This is a genomic window from Acinetobacter sp. DMC2 (assembly GCF_056314305.1).
Window position 1 is genome coordinate 34356 of record NZ_JBQUYP010000005.1, and the last position, 22033, is coordinate 56388.

Genomic DNA, 22033 nt, shown 5'->3' on the forward strand with positions numbered 1-22033 from the left:
TTAAATTTATACTCAATTGTCCCCTATTGCTAAACACAAATGTAGGGGCTTTTTTTATACTCGTTATAACTTCATCGAGTTAAAAATCAGGACTAAATGATGAAATTGTTATCTTTTTTGAAGAACAAGGCTTTAGGTTCTTCTATTGATTATAAAATTCTTCCACGTAAAGTGAAATTTGACTGGAAAGATACCCCTGTCGACTGGATTCCTAATCAGCCTTTCGCAAGTTATTTTATTAATGAAATTAATAATATTTTGCCTGCTGGTGAGTTCTGGTTTTGCCGTTTGTATAACAAGGTTTTACCGCAAATCACAGATGAAAAACTCAAGCAGGATGTACAAGCATTTATCCGTCAGGAAGCTATGCATGCAAATGCACACACCTCCGCAAACAAAGAATATTTAAACGTACGTAATATTGATATCCAGAGAAATCTGGACATTATGAACTATTTATTTACGACAGCTTTGGCAGATAAGCCTTTTGATAAAGAAGTTCCAAATTTCTTACAAGGCCAATGGGATTTATTCCGTTTAGGCGTTGTTGCCACTGTTGAACATATGACCTGTGTATTAGGTAAATATGCTCTATACAACAAGCGTTGGGAAGAATTAGGCGCTGACCCTGAAATGGTCGATCTTGTGAAATGGCATGGTTCAGAAGAAATTGAACACCGTACAGTAGCCTTTGATTTATATCGTCATCTTGGGGGTGGCTATATTCCACGCTACTATTTAAGCCTTGCAGTGATTGTACTGGTACTTGGTTTATGGGTAGACGGCGCTGCACATATTATGAAACAAGATCCACGCTTTTCAGATGCCGCTAAATCTAGATTTTTCCCAGTGTGGGTTGCTTTAGAATGGCTTAAGATTAGTCGCAAAGACAACCAAGTGCTACCAAATCCATTCTGGCTAATTGCCCAGCAGATTGATTACCTTATGCCTTGGTATGATCCAGTCAAAGAAGGTAGCACTGAAGATGCGGTTAGCTATTTATCGCAATCTCCAGCAGCAAAAAGAGCAGAACTTCAAGCCGCTTAAAAACAAAAAAGCAGGATTTAAAATCCTGCTTTTTTATTAAGAGATTAAACACTGATATCTTTATCTTTCGTATAACGATCTACAACCACACTAATCATCATATCCCCTTGCACATTTACTACCGTTCTTACCGTATCTAATAGGCGATCAATTGGCAGTAAAATGGCAATTGCTTCAGCTGGTAGACCTACCGATTGTAAAACCATAATCATAGTCACCATGCCAGCACTCGGGATTCCAGGTGCACCTAGCGATGCAATCATTGCTGTTAAACACACGATAATTTGCTGTGTGAGATTTAAGTCCAAGCCCACCAAATTTGCTACAAAGAGTGCAGCTGCTGCTTCGTATAAAGCGGTACCATCCATGTTTAACTGAGTACCAAGTGGAATAACAAATCCCGCTGTTTGAGGACGTACCCCTAAGTTTTCTTGCGCACACTTCATGCTAAGTGGCATCGTGGCAGAGCTAGAACTCGTTGCAAATGCTGTAATTAACGCTGTACGTGTCCCTTTGAAAAAAGTCCAAGGGCTCATACGACCAAAAATCCAAAGCAGTAGTGGTAAAACAACAGCACCATGAAAAATAGTTGTGCCTGTTACAACGGCTGCAAACTCAGCCAAACGACTTAATACTGAAATGTCTTCAGTTGCCATTAACTTTGCTAATAAAGCAAAAATACCCAAAGGCGCTAATTTCATTACCCAGCCAACAAGCAGCATCATCATTTCAAAGAACTGGTGGCTCAATACACGAATACTTTTAAAACGCTCACCACCCTGCACCAAAGCAACGCCGATGAATAAAGCAAAGACCACAACAGCCAAAACGTTACCATCACTAAATGCTTTAAATGGATTGATTAAAGTATTTTGAATAAAATTAGTGAAAAAACTTGCTGGGTTTAAACTATCTGGTGCTTGATAATTTTGCATAGATGTCTGAAAAATAGAAATATCTATGCCACGTCCAACCTCAAATAAATGAGCGCAACTAATACCTAAAATTAGGGCTAAAGTCGTTGTAGTTAAACAGCATAAAAATGTGATTTTCCAGACTGGCCCTAACTGTCCGCCCGCTTGTAGGTTTGATACCCCCACAACAATCGAACTAAAGATTAAAGGCACCAAAAGCATTTTAAGAAGCCCGATAAAAACACTACTTAATATTCCAAGCCCATATAAACTATGTTTTACAAAAGCTGTGTCTGGATACATGGTGAGTAGGAAACCAAAGGCTAAACCTAAAATGGCGGCAATTAGAATTTGTGTATTTAAGTTCATATCAGCATTATTTTTTTCAGTTGGCAATCCTGTTGCAAATATGACATGAGCTCGCTTTTCATACGAGCAATTTTTTGTCATCGTTCCCATTAAAAATAAAAAAGCCATCTAATTAGATGGCTATTCAAGAGATCTATTGAGTTTCAATTTCCCGCAAACGAATTAAACCTTCTTGTACGGTACTGCATACAAGTTGGCCATTTTGCCACATACGACCAAAATTAAGACCTCTTGAAGCCGCACTCACTGTGGCTTCCATGTCATAAAGCATCCACTCATCAGCACGAAGTGGGCGGTGGAAATAAATTGCATGATCAATACTTGCACATTGCAAACTTGGAGAAATATAACTTAAACCATGCGGTCTTAAAGCCGTTGTCATTAAGGTAAAGTCTGAATAAAACGCAACAATTGCTTGATGCAAGGCAATATCATCTAATTGTTTTGGAATACGGTCATGGGTGCGGATATAGTGCGCATTATAGGGAGCTTCAGGTTGCGGCTGAAACGGGTTTACCGGATCAATTGGGCGAATTTCTACATGACGCTCACGCATAAAACTAGCACGAACATTTTCAGGTACAAAGTTTAAAATACCCTGTTTTAACTCATTTTCAGATTTAAGCGTTTCCGGTGCAGGATACTCAGGTTCTTGATGTTGATAGTTCAAACCTTCTTCTGGATAGGCAAAAGACACCATCGCTGAAAATATAACGCGTCCATGCTGAATCGCTCGAACTTGACGACTTACAAAGCTTTTCCCATCCCGTAAACGGTCTACTTCATAGATAATTGGGGCATTAATATCGCCACCATATAAAAAATATGCATGTAAAGAATGCGCTGGGCGATCAGTTGTATAAGATGCTGCACGTAAAGCCTGACCTAAAACCTGTCCACCAAAGACGCGTTTACCGACAAGATTACGGCTCATGCCACGGTAAATATTTTCTTCTAGCTTTTCTAAAGTGAGCAGCTCGACTAGTTCTTGGGTTAACGCATTCATGAGAGATACCTTCATATTTCAGGTAAAAAATCGTATTAAAGGACAGATGTGTAGAATCTATTGTGCCATAAAAAACTATTTGAACATGGAACAATCAGTCAACTTCTGATGAACATTGCTCATATAACAGCTAAAAATACGATTTTTAACGATAAAATATGCCAAAAGCATTATAATTTATAAGCTATCAGCATATTGTTTTTTTTAATAAATGCCTCAAAATAATTACCCTCCGCATTTGGTGCTGGGATTTGTCTTTAAGAAGTAGGAGTTCTTATGTCCAAGAGTGGGTTTGGTCAAATGTATCGTCGGCTTTCGAGTAAAATACTTGACCTCGTGGTAACACCACATGTTCTTGGGGAAGTTCCTACTGAACCAGTATCAGAAACAACAGAAGCAGAGACCGACCGCCAAAAAGTGGTGTGTTATGTCTTACAAAACCACTCTCGAAGCAATGCTTTGGTGGTTGATGGGGAAACGCGTCGTTTAAATTTAAAACCTGCGTTAGACCCATTAGTTGTTGGCACTCATCAGGAAAAAGCATCAGTTTTATTTTTACAACACAATGATGAAAATAATTTACTGAATCCTCCTCCTCATGCTTTTCCACCACGCTTACTAAAACTGATTGAAGTCTTAAAAGAAAATCCTGAACTTGATATAGAGCTTGTTCCAGTTACCGTTTTATGGGGACGCTCACCAGATAAAGAAGATTCTTGGTTTAAGCTATTATTTTCAGATACATGGGCTACACCGAGCACAGTTAAGCAATTGGTGAACATTGGCTTACATGGCCGCCAATCTTACTTAGAATTTCATGAACCACAATCGTTACGTGAACTGGTTGATTATGCTCAACAGCATTATCCAAACCTTTCACCAGCAACTTATATTGTAAGTACGTTAAATGATTATTTAGATCGTCAACGTGAAGTGGTCTTAGGCCCCGATTTATCGGATCGCCGTAATGTCATGCAGTCAGTTGTCAAATCTCGTGATGTTCAAGAAGCAATCCGCCGTGAAAGTATTCGCGGGAAAGTTAGTATGCTCGAAGCTGAGCGTCGTGCGATTGGTTATGTCAATGAAATCGTGTCGGATTATTCACACTCAGCAGTCCGCTTTGCCGATCTTGCTTTAACGCGCTTATGGACCCAGCTTTATGACGGCGTAGATGTGCATAACTTCAGCACTGTTCGTGAACTGGCAAAAGATTATGAAGTAGTTTACACACCTTGTCACCGCAGCCATATTGACTACTTATTATTGTCTTATGTGATTTATAGACGTGGCCTTATGGTTCCGTATATTGCTGCGGGTGATAACCTGAACTTGCCTTTCGTTGGTCAGCTTTTACGCGGGGGCGGCGCATTCTTTATTCGTCGTTCTTTCCGTGGTAATGGCCTTTATACAACAGTATTTAAAGAATATTTATATAGTATTTTGTCACGTAACACGCCACTTGAGTACTTTATTGAAGGTGGACGTTCGCGTACAGGACGCCTATTGCCACCTAAGACTGGCATGCTTGCTATGACGGTTCATAGTCATTTACGTGGCCGTACAAAGCCAATTGTATTTGTACCAACCTACATTGGTTATGAACGCCTAATGGAAGGCTCGACCTACGTAGGCGAAATGCAAGGTAAACCGAAAGAAGCTGAATCAATTTTTGGTATTGTGAAAACATTACGAAAAATTGAACGCATTTTCGGTAAAGTCCACGTGAACTTTGGTGAACCTGTTTTCCTTGATGATCTGCTTAAACAACATAATGCAGAAAATGTTTTTATAGAGAAAAATGACGATCCAATTCCTCAAGCAGTTTCAGATGCAGTAAATAGCTCTGCACATGCAATTTTAGAAAATATTAACCGAGCTGTGGTGATTAACCCTGTCTCTTTACTTTCTATTATTTTGCTTGCAACTCCAAAGCATACACTTGATGAAGAAATTTGTATTAAGCAGCTTGAAGCTTACCGCAATCTAGCATCGAACTTCCCATATGACCAACGTATGGAAGTAACGCCGCTTTCTGGTAAAGAAATTATTGCGTATGGTTTAAAGCTTAAACTCATTAAACGAGTTCAGCATGCACTAGGCGATATTATTGCGATTGAAGATAATCAAGCTGTTCTTCTGACCTATTTCCGTAATAACATTTTGCACGCCTTTGTCTTACCTTCATTGGTTGCATCACTTGTTGAACATAATGGAAAAATTAGCCGTTCAGATTTAACCAATGTTATCTACACGCTCTATCCATTCTTGAAAGCTGAGTTATTCCTTAAATGGAAGAGTAGCGAACTTAAAGAACAAATTGAGCAATATGCAAATGCATTGGTTCAATCAAACCTTATTCAGCAAGATGATGAAGGCAATTTAATTAGCTCTGCACCAAACACTGAAGAGCATAATCAGCTTGTTGTTTTAGCTACGCCTGTTAAGCAAAGTCTTGAGCGTTACTACATGACGCTTGCGCTCATTACTCAACGTGGTTCAGGTAATATTTCTGCTAAACAGGTTGAAGAATTAAGTCATTTGCTCGGACAACGTTTGTCAGTTCTATATGAATTTAATTCACCGGAGTTCTTCGACAAAGCTTTATTCCAAAGCTTCCTAAAAGTTCTTACACAGCAAAATTACATTCGCACAAACGACCAAGGCCAAATCGAGTTTGATGATAATTTCCGTCAAATGGCTGCAGGTGCACAGTTGGTTCTTGATGAAGTAACCTTACAAATGTTGCAGCACATCACGACCTTTACCGACGAAGAGCTAAAAGATGCACTTGAAGCGATGGCATCTCAACAAGCAAAACGACGTTTAAAGCGTAAAAAATCTTAAGATTTTTCCTCAAAATAAAAGGCAACTTCGGTTGCCTTTTATTTTATTAACGCATTGGGCATTCAAAGTAACGTGGATCATCTATACAACGTAGTCGCTTCATAAGTTGAACAAAATAAGCATCGTAGTAGCCTGAAAGGACATACTGATTACGTATTTTGGCAACCATAACGTCATAACTTTGCTTCTCATAAAAAGAGACATCTACCCAATAATAAGCAGGTAGATGATTTTCCCACTGGGTTGCACGGTTAGTCAGCAATTGGCTATTTTGAACAAACCACCCTCGAATTTTTCGACCAAAATTAGCCGGATAAGCTTGTGGCTTAATAATTAAATTAACGCCAAAATATGCCAAAGGAAAATTAATGACTTGAACATCGGGTCCAAATTCTTTTTGTAAATTATACGGCAATAACCCATACACTGGGGCTGGGACAATATCGATTTTGTCTTGCTTAAACTGCATAATCGCATTAGATAAATCAACATAAACTGGCTGAGCACCTACACTTCGTACCAAGGCTTGTTGTGGTGGATTATTTGGTAACACGCCGATACGCTGATTTCTTAATTGAGCAACTCTAGAGAGTTTCTTATTTTTTAGAACCATATAGGCCGTGCCAATAGGAATCATCCCTACAGCCTCATAATCCTTAGAAATTAATCTTTTTTCGACTGTTGGATGATTCAAAAGCTGTAATAAGCTTTTCGCGGTACGATTATTAGGAATAAGCCCGATACCTGCGGTACTTCCCATAAACTGGTTATAACGATAAGTATTAAAATTAGATGCCGCTAAACCTGAACATTTACCTTCATCAAAAGCTTGTATGGCCTGTTGTTCTTTTTGATAGGTCACCACTTTAAATTTGACTTGATATTGCTGAGCATATAACCGAATGTCATTTAAACGACGTGTAATATCCCCTTGGGAACCAATCGGATCATATGCACACCACACCTGATCCTCGGCCCAACTCGCAACAGCTGTTACGCTCAAAATAAGAGCTAAACAAATTTTTTTCACTTTCAACCTTTTTATCTTTATCGGCAATTTGACTGCCTCATCAGGTATTTCTGTTCTTATTTAAAGTTTAATCAAAATTTTATTTAGTGCTATGAACATTTAAACATAATAAATAGTCATTAAAGCAAATTGGATGCTCTAATTGAAAACCCGTTGCAGGCAAATGTTTCGCATAAATTCTTTTACCTGAGATTTGGTTTGATTCTAACGTTAACTCGGGTAACCCCAATTGTTTTTGGAACCACACGATAACTTCATGCAAAGGCAATGGTTGGTTATTAGTCACAATATAGCTCGCGTGATGATTTTCATAGTCCGCCATAAAAGCCAAAAACTTTGCTAAATCATCAATATGTATTCGATTGCTATAATGTATATTTGGATAACTTTGACTATTTTCAGCCATCTTTTTTAAACGGGCAACTGAAGTTCCGTAAATCCCAGTTGGGCGAACAATTACACATTGCACTGGATAATGTTTTTGCCAAAGGCGTTCCATATCACGCAATATATGGCCTTGTGCATCATTTGGCTGAATTTCACTAAAATCATCAATGATCTCCCCTGCATTTTCACCATATACCCGTGTAGACGACACTACGATTATTTTTTTTACTGGATGTATTTTTAATGCATCTCGAATCGGTTCAATACTATCAACATAAGTATGTTGGTAGCCCTCAACTGTACTCTCATTTGGAGAAAGTAAAATATATACGACATCTACAGGTTCAATTTTACTTAAATCAAGTTTAAAGATATCTTGAACAAGATGTGTTGCGTAACTATCCGTTTTTACACTACGGCTGATTGTGGTAATTTGATGTTCTTTCTCAAATAGTTGTTTAGCAACACGCTGAGATGTTTTACCATAACCGATAAATAATATATGCATAGAAAACTCGTTGAGGGGACATGACTTCAGTCCATCAGTTACAAGGCGTTGGATCGGCTTCAGCAGCCCTACTCGAAAAACTAAATATTTTTACCACAGATGATTTACTGTTTCATCTGCCACGTGATTATGAAGACCGCAGTACGATTATTGCAATGAATCAACTTGTGGTTGGGCGTAGCTATTTACTTGAAGGTGAAGTCAGGTCAATTGATTTTCCTCCGGGAAAAAGAAAATCTATGGCAGCCTTGGTTCAAGATGAATTCGGTAAAGTTACCTTACGCTTTTATCATATTTATAAAAACCTGACTGACAAAATAAAACCGGGTCATCGCTTACGTATTTTTGGTGAAGTTCGTGTCGGCGCTCGCGGCCTTGAGATGTATCATCCCGAAATTCAGCTCATTCATGAACATACACCTCTACCAAAAACTCAGCTTACAGCAATTTATCCAAGTACGGATGGGCTAACTCAACCCAAACTGCGTGAATATGTAAAACAAGCTTTAAAGCATCATAGTGATGCCTTACCAGAGCTGCTCCCCAAAAAATATACTAATGGCTATGCGCTTAAAGAGGCTTTGTATTACATTCATGAGCCTCCTGTTGATGCCAATATGCTCCAGTTGGCTCAAGGGTCGCATCCAGCCCAACAGCGACTTATTTTTGAAGAACTGGTTGCACACCAGATTAGTTTACTTAATCGCCGTGCGTATATTCGCCAAATTGCATCTCCAGCTTTCTCAAGCAGTAAAATATTAGCTAAAAAGCTTTTAGAAGCTTTACCTTTTCAAATGACCAATGCACAAAAACGTGTATCTAAAGAAATTCTAAATGACTTAAAACAACACCAACCTATGCTGCGCCTAGTACAAGGTGACGTTGGGGCTGGAAAGACCTTAGTTGCTGCTGTAGCGGCTTGCCATGCTTTAGAAGCTGATTGGCAAGTTGCATTAATGGCCCCAACTGAGATTCTTGCAGAACAGCACTATTTGAATTTTAAACGTTGGTTTGAACCATTGGGTATTACAGTTGCGTGGTTATCTGGCAAACAAAAAGGCAAAGCCCGTGCCCAAGCAGAACAACAGATTAAAGAAGGCCACGCAGAACTTATTGTCGGTACACATGCCTTATTTCAAGACAATGTTGGCTTCGCTAAATTAGGGTTAGTAATTATTGATGAACAACATCGTTTTGGTGTAGATCAACGCTTAGCTTTACGTAATAAAGGTGCAGAGCAATTCACCCCGCACCAACTCGTCATGACAGCCACTCCTATTCCAAGAACACTGGCAATGAGTGCCTATGGGGACTTAGACACATCAATTATTGATGAGTTGCCTCCAGGCCGTACTCCAATTCAAACCGTTACGATTCCACTTGATCGTCGCGAAGAAGTACTTCAACGAATTGCTTCGAATTGTAGAGATGGGAAACAGGCATATTGGGTATGCACATTGGTTGAGCAATCTGAGACTCTAGATGCTCAAGCCGCCGAAGCTACCTATCAAGAAATGAAAGAACGCTTTCCTGAACTTAACATTGGCTTAGTGCATGGCAAAATGAAAGCTGACGAAAAGCAGTCGGTCATGCAAGCGTTCAAAAATAATGAGTTACAGCTTCTTATCGCAACCACTGTCATTGAAGTTGGGGTAGATGTTCCCAACTCTTCTATTATGGTCATTGAAAATGCTGAACGTTTAGGCCTTTCTCAGCTACACCAATTACGGGGTCGCGTAGGTCGAGGTGCTCAAGCCAGCTTTTGTGTACTTTTATATAAAACGCCTCTTTCTCAAAATGGGCAAGAAAGACTTTCTATTTTAAGAGAAAGTAATGATGGCTTTGTGATCGCAGAAAAAGATCTTGAGTTACGCGGGCCGGGTGAATTACTAGGTACGAAACAAACTGGGGATATGGGATTTAGAGTTGCTCGTTTAGAGCGAGATGATCACTTACTCAGTCAAGCTCATTATGTAGCTCAGCAAGTCTTAAAAGATTATCCAGAACAAGCAGATGCATTATTAAAACGTTGGCTTCCAGAAGCGCCTCGCTACGCGTATGTTTAGTTTCTTAAACCCACAGCATCTTATTCAATTGCTCTCACCTTGCTTGTTATGTGAGTCAGGTGTACGAGAAAAACATTCGCTCTGTAAGGATTGTTGGAAGCATTTACCTTGGCTTAAACAAACAATTCAACGCAATGATCAATCAGTTCTTGTGGCTTGTGATTATGCTTATCCAGTTAGCCGGATCATTCAGCAGTTTAAATATGAACAAAAATTACATTATGAAATTTTGTTAGGTGAAATTTTACAACAACTCAAATTTCCCAAGGTACAGGCTATTGTTCCTATGCCTATTTCAAATCAACGTTTAATCGAACGTGGTTTTAATCAGTCGTTGTTACTTGCAAACATCTTAAGCAAACAATTAAAAATACCTGTTTGGCAGCCAGTACAACGTCTTGCTGAGCATTCGCAAAAAGGGCTTTCTCGACTGGAACGCTTTGAGAACATTGAGCAACAATTTGTTGCGATTTCTCAAGAAAAACGGCGTTATCGCCGTGTTCTTATTATTGATGACGTGATAACCACGGGAAGCTCTATTCACGCGCTCAGTCAAGCACTTAAACAATTAGGTTGCACATCCATCCATGCCGCTTGTTTAGCGGCAACTTTGACCAGTTAAAATGATTAAACTGTAGATAAATGCTGCTCACACCAAGGAATAACAATTTCACGGGTTAATGGTGCAAGGCGTGTTTCTGAATCATTTAAATCAACCCATTTCATTTCTGCAATTTCGGCTGCGATTTTAGGCGCCTGATCGAGCTGAACAAGATATAAATGACTGACCAGAATATGGTCTGGCTCATTGGCAGCCGCTGTTTCGAAACGACCAAGAAATTGTTCAATTACACAAGAACTTCCAACTTCTTCTAAAATTTCTCGCTGCATTGTGACATCTGGCGCTTCATTGGGTTCCAGTTTGCCACCCACTTGCATAAAAGCATGAGTATTACGCTTTCTCACGAGTAACAACTGATTTTGCTCGTTCAAGATCACTGCAGCAGCGACCGTAATTGTTTTCACTTAATTAACCTCGTTTATGGTTGAACATCTGCATTTGTCCATTTTGGAGCAGGAGGCTGATATTGCTCAAATTGTTGAAGAATATCTTCAATTTTGTCTGATGCGATCAATTTATCAACGAACCGTGCTTGGCTAAATCCATTATCTACCGTCCCTTGAATCATTTTAAGTAAATCTTCATAAAAGCCAGCTACATTTAAGAAAGCACATGGCTTTTGATGAATACCTAATTGCGCCCACGTCCATTGTTCAAAGATTTCTTCCAATGTACCCGCACCCCCAGGTAAAGCAATAAAACCATCGGAGAGATCCGCCATTTTGGTTTTTCGCTCATGCATATTTTCGACCACATATAATTTGGTTAAGCCCGGATGAGCTAACTCACGATCGACCAAAGCACGAGGAATCACACCAATGACTTGTCCACCTGCCTGCAAGGCACTATCAGCGACAACGCCCATTAAGCCTGAGCGACCGCCGCCATAAACCAAGGTCTTACCTTGTTTTGCAATAGCCTCACCAGTAATTTTGGCAATTTGTTGGAAAATTGGGTTTGAACCAAGAGATGAACCACAGAAAATACAAATTGAATTCATAGCGTAAAAAACCGTTTTATTGAACTGTCATGCTGACAAACTAAACTATCGATAGAGTTTTTTTTTGCAAAATAACGTATTGGCAAGTGTTTTTCGGCAAATCCTTGTCTAAAATACACCCATCCATTTCCATCAGACTGCGTGAGGAAAAAAGACACATGCTTGAAGCCTTTTATGCCACAGAACGCGGAAGTCTGGAAGATGCCACCATCAATGGTGGATTTGATCTACATCCCGAATTAGTCTGGCTTGATCTTATTGCACCCTCGCAAGAAGAGCAACAATGGGTGCTAGATGCCTATGACCAAAATTTACCTACACTAAAATCGCTTGAAGATATTTCATCCTCAGCACGATTCTACCGTGATGATGATGGTATTTTGCATATCAGTACTTATTTTTTAACGAAAAATAAAAACTATCAAGTGGATGGTGATGCAGAAGATTCATCACACATCTTAGCGATGGTACAAACGGTCGCATTTATTTTACATAAAGACCGCCTCTTTACGATGCGGGGAGAAAAATTAGTTGCGTTTCGTGCCTTTCGTGCGCGTGCTCGCCGAAATGACTACGACATGGACTATAAAGATCCAACATGGATTTTATTAGGTCTTCTTGAGGCAAAACTCGATGAGCTTGCGGATATCTTAGAAGATATCCACAAAGATTTAGAAAAATACTCGACAGAAGTTCTTAACAATCACCAGCGCGAACAAATTCTAGATCTTGATGACATGATTACGCGCCTAGCTCAACAAGAGGATATGCTAGGAAAAGCTCAGCTCTGTTTAATTGATTTACGACGTGTACTTACTTTTTTATCACGTCCTCGGGCATTAGGTAGTCATATTTACGATGCTGATATTCGAGAACTGAGTGAAGATGTCCGCTCACTCGTAGAACATGATGCTTTCTTATTCCAAAAAGTACGATTCTTGCTTGATACAACGTCTGGATTCATTAATACCGAACAGAATGATACGATCCGTCGATTCTCGATCTTACCAAGTATGTTAGCTCCTCCGATGCTCATTGCTAGTATCTATGGGATGAACACAGATGTACTGCCTTTTGCACATGGTACAACTAGTTTCATCATCGTTTTATTAATTATTATCGGTTTCTTTATTGGCCCTATTATTTATTTCCGCTGGAAAAAATGGATTTAGGCTTTGTAATAAAATGCTAGTCCAAAGCATAAAAAAGCACCTAAATATAGGTGCTTTTTTACATCTAGAACATCAGATCAAATGTAGATCTTCCTGCAAATGGCAGGCTTGAATGATCTTCAGCATTTTTTCGGGTACATTTTTAAAATGCAAACCAGCTTTTTGTGGAGTCACTCGTAACCATTGAACTAAAACAGCCAACGCCAAGGTACTACCATGTTCAAGCTCTGTTAAATCTACCACCAGAGGAAAGCTTTGCTGCTTCTTGATGATAGCTAAACCTGCTTGATACTGTTGTTCCGCATTTTCAAAATCAATTTTTCCCGAAACAACCAATTGTTGGTTGAGATACTGAACCACTCTTCACCTACTATTTTTGTTTGTTCTGATTAACAGCAGCGTCTGCATCCGGTTGGAAGGTTGCAATTGCTTTATTCAAATCGCCACCATTACGTTTCACTGTTGCAGCAAACTGATTACGGAACTGTAATCCCAAATCAATACCAGAAACATTGATATTACGGATTTTCCATTGAGTACCTTTATCAGCTAACTGGAAAGATACAGGAATTTTGTCACCGTTATGACTGAAGTCCAATGTCACTACTGGGTTTTTACCCGCAGTTGCCTTGTAAGGGCGCATGGTATAGCTTTGGTTCGTATATTTAGCAAATGCACTACCGTAATTTTCAATTAAAGTATTACGGAAGTTAGTCTCGAACTGAGCACGCTGCGCTGCTGTACTATACTGATTTGTTGCATAAGTACCCATTACAATGCGAGTAAATGCTTGTGAATCAACATACGGGTCTAAATTCTGACGTACAATACTCTTCACTAATGCTGGATTACTTTGCAATTTTGCATGATCAGCTTTCAAACGAGCAATCAAACCATCAGCAACACGCTTGATAAAATCAGGTGGTGCTTCTGAAGGTGCAGCAAATGCTGTACCTGCAATCATGGTAGACAAAAGACTTGCTGTCAGGGTTTGTTTAAACAACGTATTCACCAGGAACCACTCCTTCAAATAATCTTTTACTCAACAAATGAGGCTTGTGCACTATCTTTATCAGTGCTTGCAGGAGCACTCGCTTCTGTTGAGCCTGAACCGGCAGCAACTTTACCAGCCCCACCACCAGTAATAAATTTACTAATTAAATCTTCTAAATCCATAGTTCCTTGAGTGTTTGAAATCGTGTCACCTCGTTTCAAGTAGTTCACACCACCACCAGGTACAACTTTCAAATATTTTTCACCCAACAAACCATTGGTTGCTACCATTATATAAGCATCTTCATCAATACTTGTGATGGAGGTCATGTTACTGGTCAGTTGCTGTTCCATTGCTTTTTGTTGCTCTGGAGAAGCTTGAGTATAATCTGAGCTATAACGCAACTCTTCCAACGCATTCTTCTGAACTTCTTTTAATTGTTCAGGATTGAAACTTGTCAACTTTCCATCTAAACCAAATGTTACGGTAGCCAAACGCGTAACTGGATCAAGTGTAATTGAATCAACACGACCAATTGTAACACCACTCATTGTTACTTTAGCGCGTGGCTTTAGCCCATTGACGTTATCAAATTGAGCCTTCATGGTATAACTATCACTTAAGTTCGTACCAACAAGACCACTAACTTTCATTGCTAAAAAAAACAATGCAATACCGAAGATAATAACAAAGATACCAACGGCCAGTTCACTACTACGTGATTTCATTAAATCCCTCCGAACATGACCGCAGTCAACACGAAATCAAAACCTAAAACACATAATGAAGAATACACAACCGTCCGAGTCATTGCCGTTGCAATGCCTTCTGGTGTCGGATCACAGGCATAGCCTTGATAAACAGCAACCCATGTACAAATCAAAGCAAAAACAATACTTTTAATAATCGTGCCATTGAAAATGTCATGCCAGAAACGCACTGTATTTTGCATACCACTCCAGAAGGAGCCTTCATCAGCACCTAAAAAGTCAACACCGACCATCTTGCCACCAATAATACCAATGGCTGCAAATATCACAGTTAACATTGGCAAACTGACGATACCTGCCCAAAGACGTGGTGATACGATTTGCTTTAAAGGGTCAACACCAATCATTTCCATACTGGCAAGCTGTTCACTTTGCTTCATTGAACCAATTTCAGCAGTCAATGCAGAACCTGCTCGTCCTGCAAATAGCAATGCAGCAACCACAGAAGCAAGCTCACGGAGTAGGGTTAACGAAATCGCTGTACCCAACATCGACTCAGCACCGAAAGTCACCAAAATGCTATACATCTGCAAGCCAAGAACCGCACCAATAAACAAACCAGAAACGGTAATAATAAGTAAGGACATCACACCTACGCGGTGCATTTGGTAACCAAAACGACCAAAACCACCCTTGGTAGGAAGTGAAAAAATAATCTGCAAGAGCATATGTGCCGCAGCACCAATGCCTCGAATCCGCTCAATAACGAGTCTACCTAACCAGGCAATCGTATTCATGGACGAACCTCGTTATTTAAATAAGCTTGATGACTAAACTGGTATTCAACTGGTCCTTCTGCCGAACCTGTTAAGAATTGGTGTACAAATGGAGAAGCATGTTTTTGCAACTCTTCAGGTGTACCCTCTCCCTGAATTTTTCCTTCAGCTACCACATAGATGTAGTCAGCAATCGATAATGTTTCTGCAACATCATGCGAAACAATAATTGTTGTTAAATCTAACGCTTCACGTAGTGAACGAATTAAACGAGTCAAAACACCTTTCACAATTGGGTCTTGACCAGCAAAAGGTTCATCGTACATGATTAAATCGGGATCAAGTGCAATCGCACGAGCCAATGCTACACGACGATTCATACCACCTGAAAGTTCTGTCGGCATTAATTGTTCAGAACCACGCAAACCCACCGATTCAAGTTTTAATGCAACCAGTTCAGCAATGAGATTTTCGGGAAGCTTTGTGTGCGCTCGGATTGGAAACGCCACATTTTCATAAACGGACATATCCGTAAATAGAGCTCCACTCTGAAATAACATTCCCATACGTGCACGAGCGGAAAAAATTTCCTGACGAGACATTTTGGCAATATCTTTAGCGTCGAGTAAAACTTCCCCCCGATCTGGAACTAACTGTCCACCAATCAGACGTAATAAAGTTGTTTTACCTGTACCAGAAGGTCCCATAATGGCCGTAATCTGGCCTCGACGTATATTTAAACTAATATTGTCATAAATGACGCGTTCCCCTCGATTAAAACTCAAGTTCTTCACTTCAATGAGCGGCTGAGTCGAGAGAGGAGTTTTATTATTCATAATGGCAATCGTTCCTGCACTTTTATGCACGCATACTATAACACTGAAAATTAGCAAACTTGTTGTAATTTTGACAAAAGCAAAGCTAACTTACTTGAGAGAAGTCGAAGTAGTATGTTCGTAAAAAGAGGTCAATTCAGAAGCTTGGAATTGCTCAACAGAACTTCCATTTATAAAAGCATAGGCGAAGTAAACCCCATTACACAAAACGAGTGCAATAAAAAGATAAGGCAACCCATGCTTAGCCAGAAGGCTCTTCAACTGTGCCATTATTGTCTCTTTTCGCTTACTTTTACGCATTATTTAATAAAAAATTGAACCAATTCACATTTTGTTAGTTTATAACAAAACTGAAAAATAAAAAAGGCCAGTATTTTTACTGGCCTTTTTTTCAAACTAAATATTGATTAGCGGTCGAATTTACGACGCGGTGGTTTATCATCAAAACTACGACGCGGACGATCTTCACCACCAAAGCTACGTTTTGGGCGATCTTCACCGCCAAACGCTGGACGCTCACCACGTGGTTTATCATCGAAGCTACGACGTGGCTTATCATTAAAACCACCTTCACGACGTGGACGATCTGAGTTGAACTCGCGACGTGGACGATCTTCACCGCCGAACGCTGGACGCTCACCACGTGGTTTGTCATCAAAACTACGACGTGGACGATCTTCACCACCAAACGCTGGACGCTCGCCACGTGGTTTGTCATCAAAACTACGACGTGGACGATCTTCGCCACCGAAGCTACGTTTTGGACGGTCACCAAAACCACTTTCGCGGCGTGGTTTATAATCTACGCGATTACCACGGTTGTCATCATTCGAGTCAAAACGCGGTTTATCATTGAAACCACCTTCGCGACGCGGACGATCTGAACCAAACTCACGACGTGGACGATCTTCGAAACCACCTTCACGACGTGGACGGTCTGAATTGAACTCGCGACGCGGACGATCTTCACCACCAAATGCTGGACGCTCACCACGTGGTTTATCATCGAAGCTACGACGTGGACGGTCATCACGACCACCTTCACGGCGTTTGAAGTTGCTTTCGCCTTCAAAACGACGACCGCCACCGAAACCGCCGCCACCACGACGACCATCACGGCTACCGCCATTACCGCCACGACCACGACCACCGCCATCACGACCTGAACGAGCAGGAGGTGGAGATGGCTCTAAGCCTTCAATTTCAGAAACACTTAAACGCGCTTCTAAATATTCTTCAAGTGCACGAATCTTACCGCGTTCACGATAAGTCGCTAAAGTAATTGCTTGACCAGTACGACCAGCACGACCAGTACGACCAATACGGTGTACATAATCTTCATGCTTCATCGGAAGACCGAAGTTAATTACGTGAGAAATAGTCGGAACGTCAAGACCACGAGCAGCAACGTCAGTTGCAACTAAGATTTTTGCACGACCTTCACGAATACTACGTAAACGACGGTTACGAACTGTTTGTGGCATCGCACCATGAAGTGCAACTACAGAATGACCTGCTTCAGCAAGTTCTTCTGCCAACATATCTGTATCTTCTTGCGTACTAGCAAAAACAACAGCTTGATCTAAGTTTTCATCACTTAACCAATGTGTAAGTAATTTTTTCTTATGTTCAAAGCCATCAGTCCAATGCAATGTTTGCGTAATATCTGTATTGGTTGAATGACCTGTTTCAATTGCGATACGCATAGGATCTTTCATCATGCATGATGCAAGACGAATAATACGGTCAGCAAATGTTGCAGAGAACATTAATGTTTGTTTACGGTTAGCCGCTAATTCGCTAATTGCTTCTAAGTCTTCAGAGAAACCTAGGTCAAGCATACGGTCCGCTTCATCAACGATTAAAGCATCTACTTGATCTAATTTAATTTGACGACGATTTACCAAGTCAAGTAAACGACCAGGTGTTGCAACAACAACTTGCGCGCCTTTTAATTGTTGAATTTGTTTTGCAAATGGCATACCACCCATAATGGCAGCAATACGAACACCTTTCATGTGACGTACAAATGCAATTGCATCTTGACTTACTTGCTGAGCCAATTCACGAGTTGGTGAAATTACCAAGATATTCGGTTGAGTTACTGCTTTCATACGGTCTTTAAACGGTACAACAGTCTCTTGACCAGCTAAAGCATTTAATGTTGGGAGTAAGAATGCAGCAGTTTTACCAGAGCCAGTTTGGCTTGATACGAGAAGGTCTTTACCTTCTAAAGCAGCAGGAATTGCTTGTTCTTGCACAGGAGTCGGGGCAGTAAAACCTAAACCTTCAAGCGCTTGTTGTAAGGTTTCATGCAAAGAAAATTCGGCAAAAGTTTTGCTCATAGAGAGTTTCACCCTTGTGGGTGCTCCATTTTTAATAAATACAAAAAAATAGACATCGGCAAAAAGCGGCAAAGCAAAATTAGCTGAAACGTTTTTTCAGCAGCAATCCGAGTAACGACGATGTGGACTAAACGCACGCTTGATTACGGCCGAACCTGAAGAATCGCTGAGCGATTGGGGCGCAAGTAATGGTCCTCTCTATGGACAGCGTGCGCTTACAATGAATAGAACAGAATGTTCAGGTAATGAACGGAAATTTAAGTGCGTTGGCGGATTATAGCAGAAATAATTTAAAAGTCACCTGTTTTAATCAACTTTATGCATATTTCTTGAATTAACTCAATTTCACTCTTTATTTAAAACATAAAACCCTCTGATTACAGAGGGTTTTATTAATAATCAACCAAATTATTTTGCAGCTTTATCCCAAGCTGGAACAACTGTTTGCATTAAAGGTTTTAGCAATTTAAGCGAACATGCAAGTACTTGACCATTTTCAAGTGAATTATTACCACCACGTGCGTCAACAACTACACCGCCCGCTTCTTTAAGAATAAGTTCACCAGCAGCAATATCCCATGGCTTTAAGCCAAGCTCAAAGAAGCCATCGAAACGACCTGCAGCAACATACGCTAAATCTAGAGCAGCTGAACCACCACGACGAATTTGTGCACCTGCTTCAGTAACAGCTAATAATGATGCGAAATGCTGCTCTGCATAAGATACGATTTCGCCAGCACGTTTAGCACGGTAAGGATGGCCTACTGCTAAGAATGTATTTTCTAAACTATCTTTTACATTTACACGAATACGGCGTTGATTCATAACTGCACCGCGACCACGGCTAGCAGAGAATAACTCATCACGCACTGGATCGTAGATTACGCCGTGTTGAGTAACACCTTTATGCTGAACTGCAATAGAAATACAGAAATGAGGGAAACCATTAATAAAGTTTTGTGTGCCATCAAGCGGGTCAATTACCCAGCACCACTCTGCATCATGGCCTTTGCCTTCTTGTAAACCAAACTCTTCACCTAAGAAGCTATGATTTTTATAACTTTTACGTAACGTATCAATCGCTAACTGTTCTAAATAACGATCTACACGTGTTACTGGGCCATCAATGCCTTTCTCTTCAACTTGCAAATCGAGTTTATGACGATTTTGATGCGCTTTTAAAAGCTCTTGACCAACTGTTTGAGCCGCACGCGCAGCCATAACCACCATAGGTTCCATTGAACACCCACTAGACAAATTTGAAGATTTTGACAAAGAATAATGCATAAAAGCGCAAATATTTTAGCAAATATATGCGCTTTTAGGGGGAAAATGTTTCAAAAATTTTATTGCGGGTTAAACGACCTGGTTTAACTTGAGCCAAACTTTCTCAATTGAGCTCAAAATACCCTTAGCATCTAGACCACAGTCTTGCAACATTTGCCCGTGCGAAGCCTGTTGCAAGAACAAATCTGGTAAGCCTAAATTAATGATAGGTTTCACAATTTGTTCTTGAGCCATGAACTCATTTACCGCACTTCCAGCACCGCCCATAACGGCATGCTCTTCAACAGTGACAAATAAATGTGTGTGCTCAGCCAAATCACGAATAATTTTTTCATCAAGTGGTTTCACAAAACGCATATTTACAACACGCACCCCCACATCATGTTTTTGTGCGAATTGTTCAGCAGCTTCTATGGCAACCATAACGCGACTACCAAATGCTAAAATTGTAATCTGTTCATCACAAGCAGATTTAATTTCAGCAACGATTTCAGCTTTTCCTAACTCAATAGCAGTCAACTCTTGCTGAATTTCAACACCTACACCTGCACCACGTGGGTAACGTACTGCCGCTGGTCCATTATAGACATAGGCTGTATGAAGCATCTGACGGCATTCATTTTCATCTTTTGGTGCCATGATGACCATATTTGGCACTGTACGCATGTATGCATAATCATATGCACCTGCGTGTGTTGGGCCATCTTCACCTACTAAACCAGCACGGTCGATCCCGAAAGTTACATCAAGGTTCTGTAATGCAACATCGTGAATAAGCTGATCGTAACCACGCTGTAAAAACGTTGAATAGATTGCAACAACAGGTTTTAAGCCTTCACAAGCCATTCCTGCTGCAAGTGTTATTGCATGCTGTTCAGCAATCGCAACATCAAAAAATCTCTGCGGAAATTCCTTAGCAAACTGAACCATCCCTGAGCCTTCACACATGGCTGGTGTAATCGCAAGTAGACGCTCATCTTGTGCAGCTTCATCACATAACCACTGCCCAAATACATCAGAATATTTAGGTGGTGTTTTGCCTGCTGAGGTTGCATTAATTTTGCTAATTGCATGATAGGTAATCGGATCTGCTTCTGCTGGAGTAAAGCCTTTACCTTTTTTAGTGTAGACGTGTACTAAACGTGGCCCTTTACGCTTCTTGAGAGCATTAAATACTTGGGCCAGTTGATTTACGTCATGGCCATCGAATGGGCCAAAATAATCAAAACCAATTGCTTTAAATAAATTATCTGCCGCATCTGTTGCCGATTGATGCAAACGAGAGTTATAGGTCCATTTTGGATGTGGCTGAATGTAAGCCTCACCATGTTCATCTACATTTACTAAATGGCCTTTTTCCCAAATTGCAGCTAAATGTTTAGCAAAACCGCCTGTGCTACAAGAAATTGACATGTCATTGTCATTCAGCACAACAATTAAATCAGCATTATGTGCAACAGCGTCGTTCATGGCTTCAAATGCCATACCTGCTGTCATTGCACCATCACCGACAATACAAACCACTTCACATGGATCATTTTGATAACGACGTGCTAACGACATTCCTAAGCCAGCTGAAATTGCTGTTGATGAATGCCCGACGCCGAATGTATCAAAAACTGATTCTTCTCTGGCTGGAAATGCTGCTAAACCATTTTTAGAACGAATCGTGGTCATTTGCTCACGACGACCTGTCAGGACTTTATGCGGATACGCCTGATGTCCCACATCCCAAACTAATCGGTCATTTGGTGTATTAAAGCAATAATGCAGCGCAACCGTCAGCTCAACCACGCCGAGATTAGCACCGAAATGGCCACCACTCTGGCCTGCTGCATATAAAATATATTGACGCAACTCATCAGCCACTTGAACCAATTGGCTATGCTCGAGCTGACGTAATTGTTGAGGATGATCAATTGCATCTAACAATGGCGTAACAGGGCGTTGAGTTGGAATTTCGGTATACAACATATGTGGCAAAGCCTTTATAAGCCTGGCAAATCCTAAGCTGGGTCAAAATGGGTCGATCATACAATCGAATGAAGTCACCTTCAATCAGCCACATTTGCGAACGAGGTCATGCAAAGCAGTCTCTCATACATCATGGGTATGGTTGG

20 protein-coding genes are annotated in these 22033 nt (G+C 40.4%); 5 read left to right on the forward strand and 15 right to left on the reverse strand.

What is annotated here, in order from left to right:
* The first annotated feature begins 96 nt into the window (after positions 1–96).
* Entirely contained in the window at positions 97–1047 is a 951-nt protein-coding gene (locus tag ACT53H_RS11500) for a metal-dependent hydrolase (protein ID WP_174738811.1), read from the forward strand.
* 44 nt (positions 1048–1091) lie between these two features.
* Here ACT53H_RS11500 and ACT53H_RS11505 read toward each other — a convergent pair whose 3' ends face one another.
* Positions 1092–2357 carry a dicarboxylate/amino acid:cation symporter gene (locus ACT53H_RS11505; RefSeq protein ID WP_151963948.1) on the reverse strand — a complete coding sequence of 422 codons (1266 nt, stop codon included), beginning with the start codon at positions 2355–2357 and terminating at the stop codon, positions 1092–1094.
* A 106-nt stretch (positions 2358–2463) separates the two neighbouring features.
* Positions 2464–3336, reverse strand: a complete 873-nt coding sequence (locus ACT53H_RS11510) for an acyl-CoA thioesterase (protein WP_440203260.1) — start codon at positions 3334–3336, stop codon at positions 2464–2466.
* Between the two features lie 276 nt (positions 3337–3612).
* Between ACT53H_RS11510 and plsB the strand changes: the two genes are divergently transcribed.
* Entirely contained in the window at positions 3613–6180 is a 2568-nt protein-coding gene (gene plsB, locus ACT53H_RS11515) for a glycerol-3-phosphate 1-O-acyltransferase PlsB (protein WP_476009258.1), read from the forward strand.
* Positions 6181–6226: 46 nt separating this feature from the next.
* On the opposite strand, the gene ACT53H_RS11520 is transcribed toward plsB, so the two are convergent.
* Both ACT53H_RS11520 and ACT53H_RS11525 read right to left on the reverse strand, forming a co-directional pair.
* Positions 6227–7210, reverse strand: a complete 984-nt coding sequence (locus ACT53H_RS11520; RefSeq protein WP_004789649.1) for a putative solute-binding protein — start codon at positions 7208–7210, stop codon at positions 6227–6229.
* A gap of 79 nt (positions 7211–7289) precedes the next feature.
* Positions 7290–8105: an NAD(P)H-binding protein gene (locus ACT53H_RS11525; protein WP_151963912.1), complete on the reverse strand. Its 816-nt coding sequence runs from the start codon at positions 8103–8105 to the stop codon at positions 7290–7292.
* A 20-nt stretch (positions 8106–8125) separates the two neighbouring features.
* Between ACT53H_RS11525 and recG the strand changes: the two genes are divergently transcribed.
* Both recG and ACT53H_RS11535 read left to right on the forward strand, forming a co-directional pair.
* Positions 8126–10171 carry an ATP-dependent DNA helicase RecG gene (gene recG / locus ACT53H_RS11530; RefSeq protein ID WP_004789653.1) on the forward strand — a complete coding sequence of 682 codons (2046 nt, stop codon included), beginning with the start codon at positions 8126–8128 and terminating at the stop codon, positions 10169–10171.
* The gene (locus ACT53H_RS11535; protein ID WP_312824239.1) at positions 10164–10793 is read left to right on the forward strand and encodes a ComF family protein; all 630 of its coding nucleotides are present in this window, start codon (positions 10164–10166) and stop codon (positions 10791–10793) included. Before recG ends, ACT53H_RS11535 begins: the two co-directional genes overlap by 8 nt.
* 5 nt (positions 10794–10798) lie before the next feature.
* Here ACT53H_RS11535 and ACT53H_RS11540 read toward each other — a convergent pair whose 3' ends face one another.
* Entirely contained in the window at positions 10799–11197 is a 399-nt protein-coding gene (locus ACT53H_RS11540) for an NUDIX domain-containing protein (RefSeq protein WP_312824241.1), read from the reverse strand.
* A 14-nt stretch (positions 11198–11211) separates the two neighbouring features.
* Positions 11212–11793, reverse strand: a complete 582-nt coding sequence (locus ACT53H_RS11545) for an LOG family protein (protein WP_005301199.1) — start codon at positions 11791–11793, stop codon at positions 11212–11214.
* A 158-nt stretch (positions 11794–11951) separates the two neighbouring features.
* Between ACT53H_RS11545 and ACT53H_RS11550 the strand changes: the two genes are divergently transcribed.
* Positions 11952–12965 (forward strand): CorA family divalent cation transporter, encoded by a 1014-nt coding sequence (locus ACT53H_RS11550; protein ID WP_004789661.1) that lies wholly within the window; start codon positions 11952–11954, stop codon positions 12963–12965.
* 72 nt (positions 12966–13037) lie between these two features.
* On the opposite strand, the gene ACT53H_RS11555 is transcribed toward ACT53H_RS11550, so the two are convergent.
* The 9 genes from ACT53H_RS11555 to dxs all read right to left on the reverse strand — a co-directional run bounded on the left by ACT53H_RS11555 (position 13038) and on the right by dxs (position 21887).
* Positions 13038–13325 carry an STAS domain-containing protein gene (locus tag ACT53H_RS11555; protein WP_004789663.1) on the reverse strand — a complete coding sequence of 96 codons (288 nt, stop codon included), beginning with the start codon at positions 13323–13325 and terminating at the stop codon, positions 13038–13040.
* A gap of 10 nt (positions 13326–13335) precedes the next feature.
* Entirely contained in the window at positions 13336–13977 is a 642-nt protein-coding gene (locus ACT53H_RS11560) for an MlaC/ttg2D family ABC transporter substrate-binding protein (protein ID WP_004789665.1), read from the reverse strand.
* Positions 13978–14003: 26 nt separating this feature from the next.
* The gene (gene mlaD / locus ACT53H_RS11565) at positions 14004–14687 is read right to left on the reverse strand and encodes an outer membrane lipid asymmetry maintenance protein MlaD (RefSeq protein WP_005301188.1); all 684 of its coding nucleotides are present in this window, start codon (positions 14685–14687) and stop codon (positions 14004–14006) included.
* On the reverse strand, positions 14687–15466 hold the full coding sequence (gene mlaE / locus ACT53H_RS11570) for a lipid asymmetry maintenance ABC transporter permease subunit MlaE (RefSeq protein WP_004789669.1): 780 nt from the start codon (positions 15464–15466) through the stop codon (positions 14687–14689). The genes mlaD and mlaE overlap by 1 nt, the downstream gene beginning before the upstream one ends.
* Positions 15463–16281, reverse strand: a complete 819-nt coding sequence (locus ACT53H_RS11575; protein ID WP_217487347.1) for an ABC transporter ATP-binding protein — start codon at positions 16279–16281, stop codon at positions 15463–15465. The genes mlaE and ACT53H_RS11575 overlap by 4 nt, the downstream gene beginning before the upstream one ends.
* A 90-nt stretch (positions 16282–16371) precedes the next feature.
* Positions 16372–16581: a hypothetical protein gene (locus ACT53H_RS11580; protein WP_443270242.1), complete on the reverse strand. Its 210-nt coding sequence runs from the start codon at positions 16579–16581 to the stop codon at positions 16372–16374.
* Between the two features lie 107 nt (positions 16582–16688).
* Positions 16689–18626, reverse strand: a complete 1938-nt coding sequence (locus ACT53H_RS11585; RefSeq protein WP_353155814.1) for a DEAD/DEAH box helicase — start codon at positions 18624–18626, stop codon at positions 16689–16691.
* Between the two features lie 408 nt (positions 18627–19034).
* The gene (locus tag ACT53H_RS11590; RefSeq protein WP_004789677.1) at positions 19035–19865 is read right to left on the reverse strand and encodes an inositol monophosphatase family protein; all 831 of its coding nucleotides are present in this window, start codon (positions 19863–19865) and stop codon (positions 19035–19037) included.
* Between the two features lie 117 nt (positions 19866–19982).
* Positions 19983–21887: a 1-deoxy-D-xylulose-5-phosphate synthase gene (gene dxs / locus ACT53H_RS11595; protein ID WP_440203252.1), complete on the reverse strand. Its 1905-nt coding sequence runs from the start codon at positions 21885–21887 to the stop codon at positions 19983–19985.
* Positions 21888–22033 lie beyond the last annotated feature (146 nt).

What these genes read in the sequence shown, in the direction of transcription:
- ACT53H_RS11585 (WP_353155814.1), bottom strand. Translation starts at nt 18,626, where the DNA reads ATGAGCAAAACTTTTGCCGAATTTTCTTTGCATGAAACCTTACAACAA.
- ACT53H_RS11590 (WP_004789677.1), bottom strand. Translation starts at nt 19,865, where the DNA reads ATGGAACCTATGGTGGTTATGGCTGCGCGTGCGGCTCAAACAGTTGGT.
- recG (WP_004789653.1), top strand. Translation starts at nt 8,126, where the DNA reads ATGACTTCAGTCCATCAGTTACAAGGCGTTGGATCGGCTTCAGCAGCC.
- ACT53H_RS11575 (WP_217487347.1), bottom strand. Translation starts at nt 16,281, where the DNA reads ATGAATAATAAAACTCCTCTCTCGACTCAGCCGCTCATTGAAGTGAAG.
- ACT53H_RS11525 (WP_151963912.1), bottom strand. Translation starts at nt 8,105, where the DNA reads ATGCATATATTATTTATCGGTTATGGTAAAACATCTCAGCGTGTTGCT.
- mlaE (WP_004789669.1), bottom strand. Translation starts at nt 15,466, where the DNA reads ATGAATACGATTGCCTGGTTAGGTAGACTCGTTATTGAGCGGATTCGA.
- dxs (WP_440203252.1), bottom strand. Translation starts at nt 21,887, where the DNA reads ATGTTGTATACCGAAATTCCAACTCAACGCCCTGTTACGCCATTGTTA.
- ACT53H_RS11510 (WP_440203260.1), bottom strand. Translation starts at nt 3,336, where the DNA reads ATGAATGCGTTAACCCAAGAACTAGTCGAGCTGCTCACTTTAGAAAAG.
- ACT53H_RS11535 (WP_312824239.1), top strand. Translation starts at nt 10,164, where the DNA reads ATGTTTAGTTTCTTAAACCCACAGCATCTTATTCAATTGCTCTCACCT.
- ACT53H_RS11550 (WP_004789661.1), top strand. Translation starts at nt 11,952, where the DNA reads ATGCTTGAAGCCTTTTATGCCACAGAACGCGGAAGTCTGGAAGATGCC.
- plsB (WP_476009258.1), top strand. Translation starts at nt 3,613, where the DNA reads ATGTCCAAGAGTGGGTTTGGTCAAATGTATCGTCGGCTTTCGAGTAAA.
- ACT53H_RS11580 (WP_443270242.1), bottom strand. Translation starts at nt 16,581, where the DNA reads ATGCGTAAAAGTAAGCGAAAAGAGACAATAATGGCACAGTTGAAGAGC.
- ACT53H_RS11500 (WP_174738811.1), top strand. Translation starts at nt 97, where the DNA reads ATGATGAAATTGTTATCTTTTTTGAAGAACAAGGCTTTAGGTTCTTCT.
- ACT53H_RS11545 (WP_005301199.1), bottom strand. Translation starts at nt 11,793, where the DNA reads ATGAATTCAATTTGTATTTTCTGTGGTTCATCTCTTGGTTCAAACCCA.
- mlaD (WP_005301188.1), bottom strand. Translation starts at nt 14,687, where the DNA reads ATGAAATCACGTAGTAGTGAACTGGCCGTTGGTATCTTTGTTATTATC.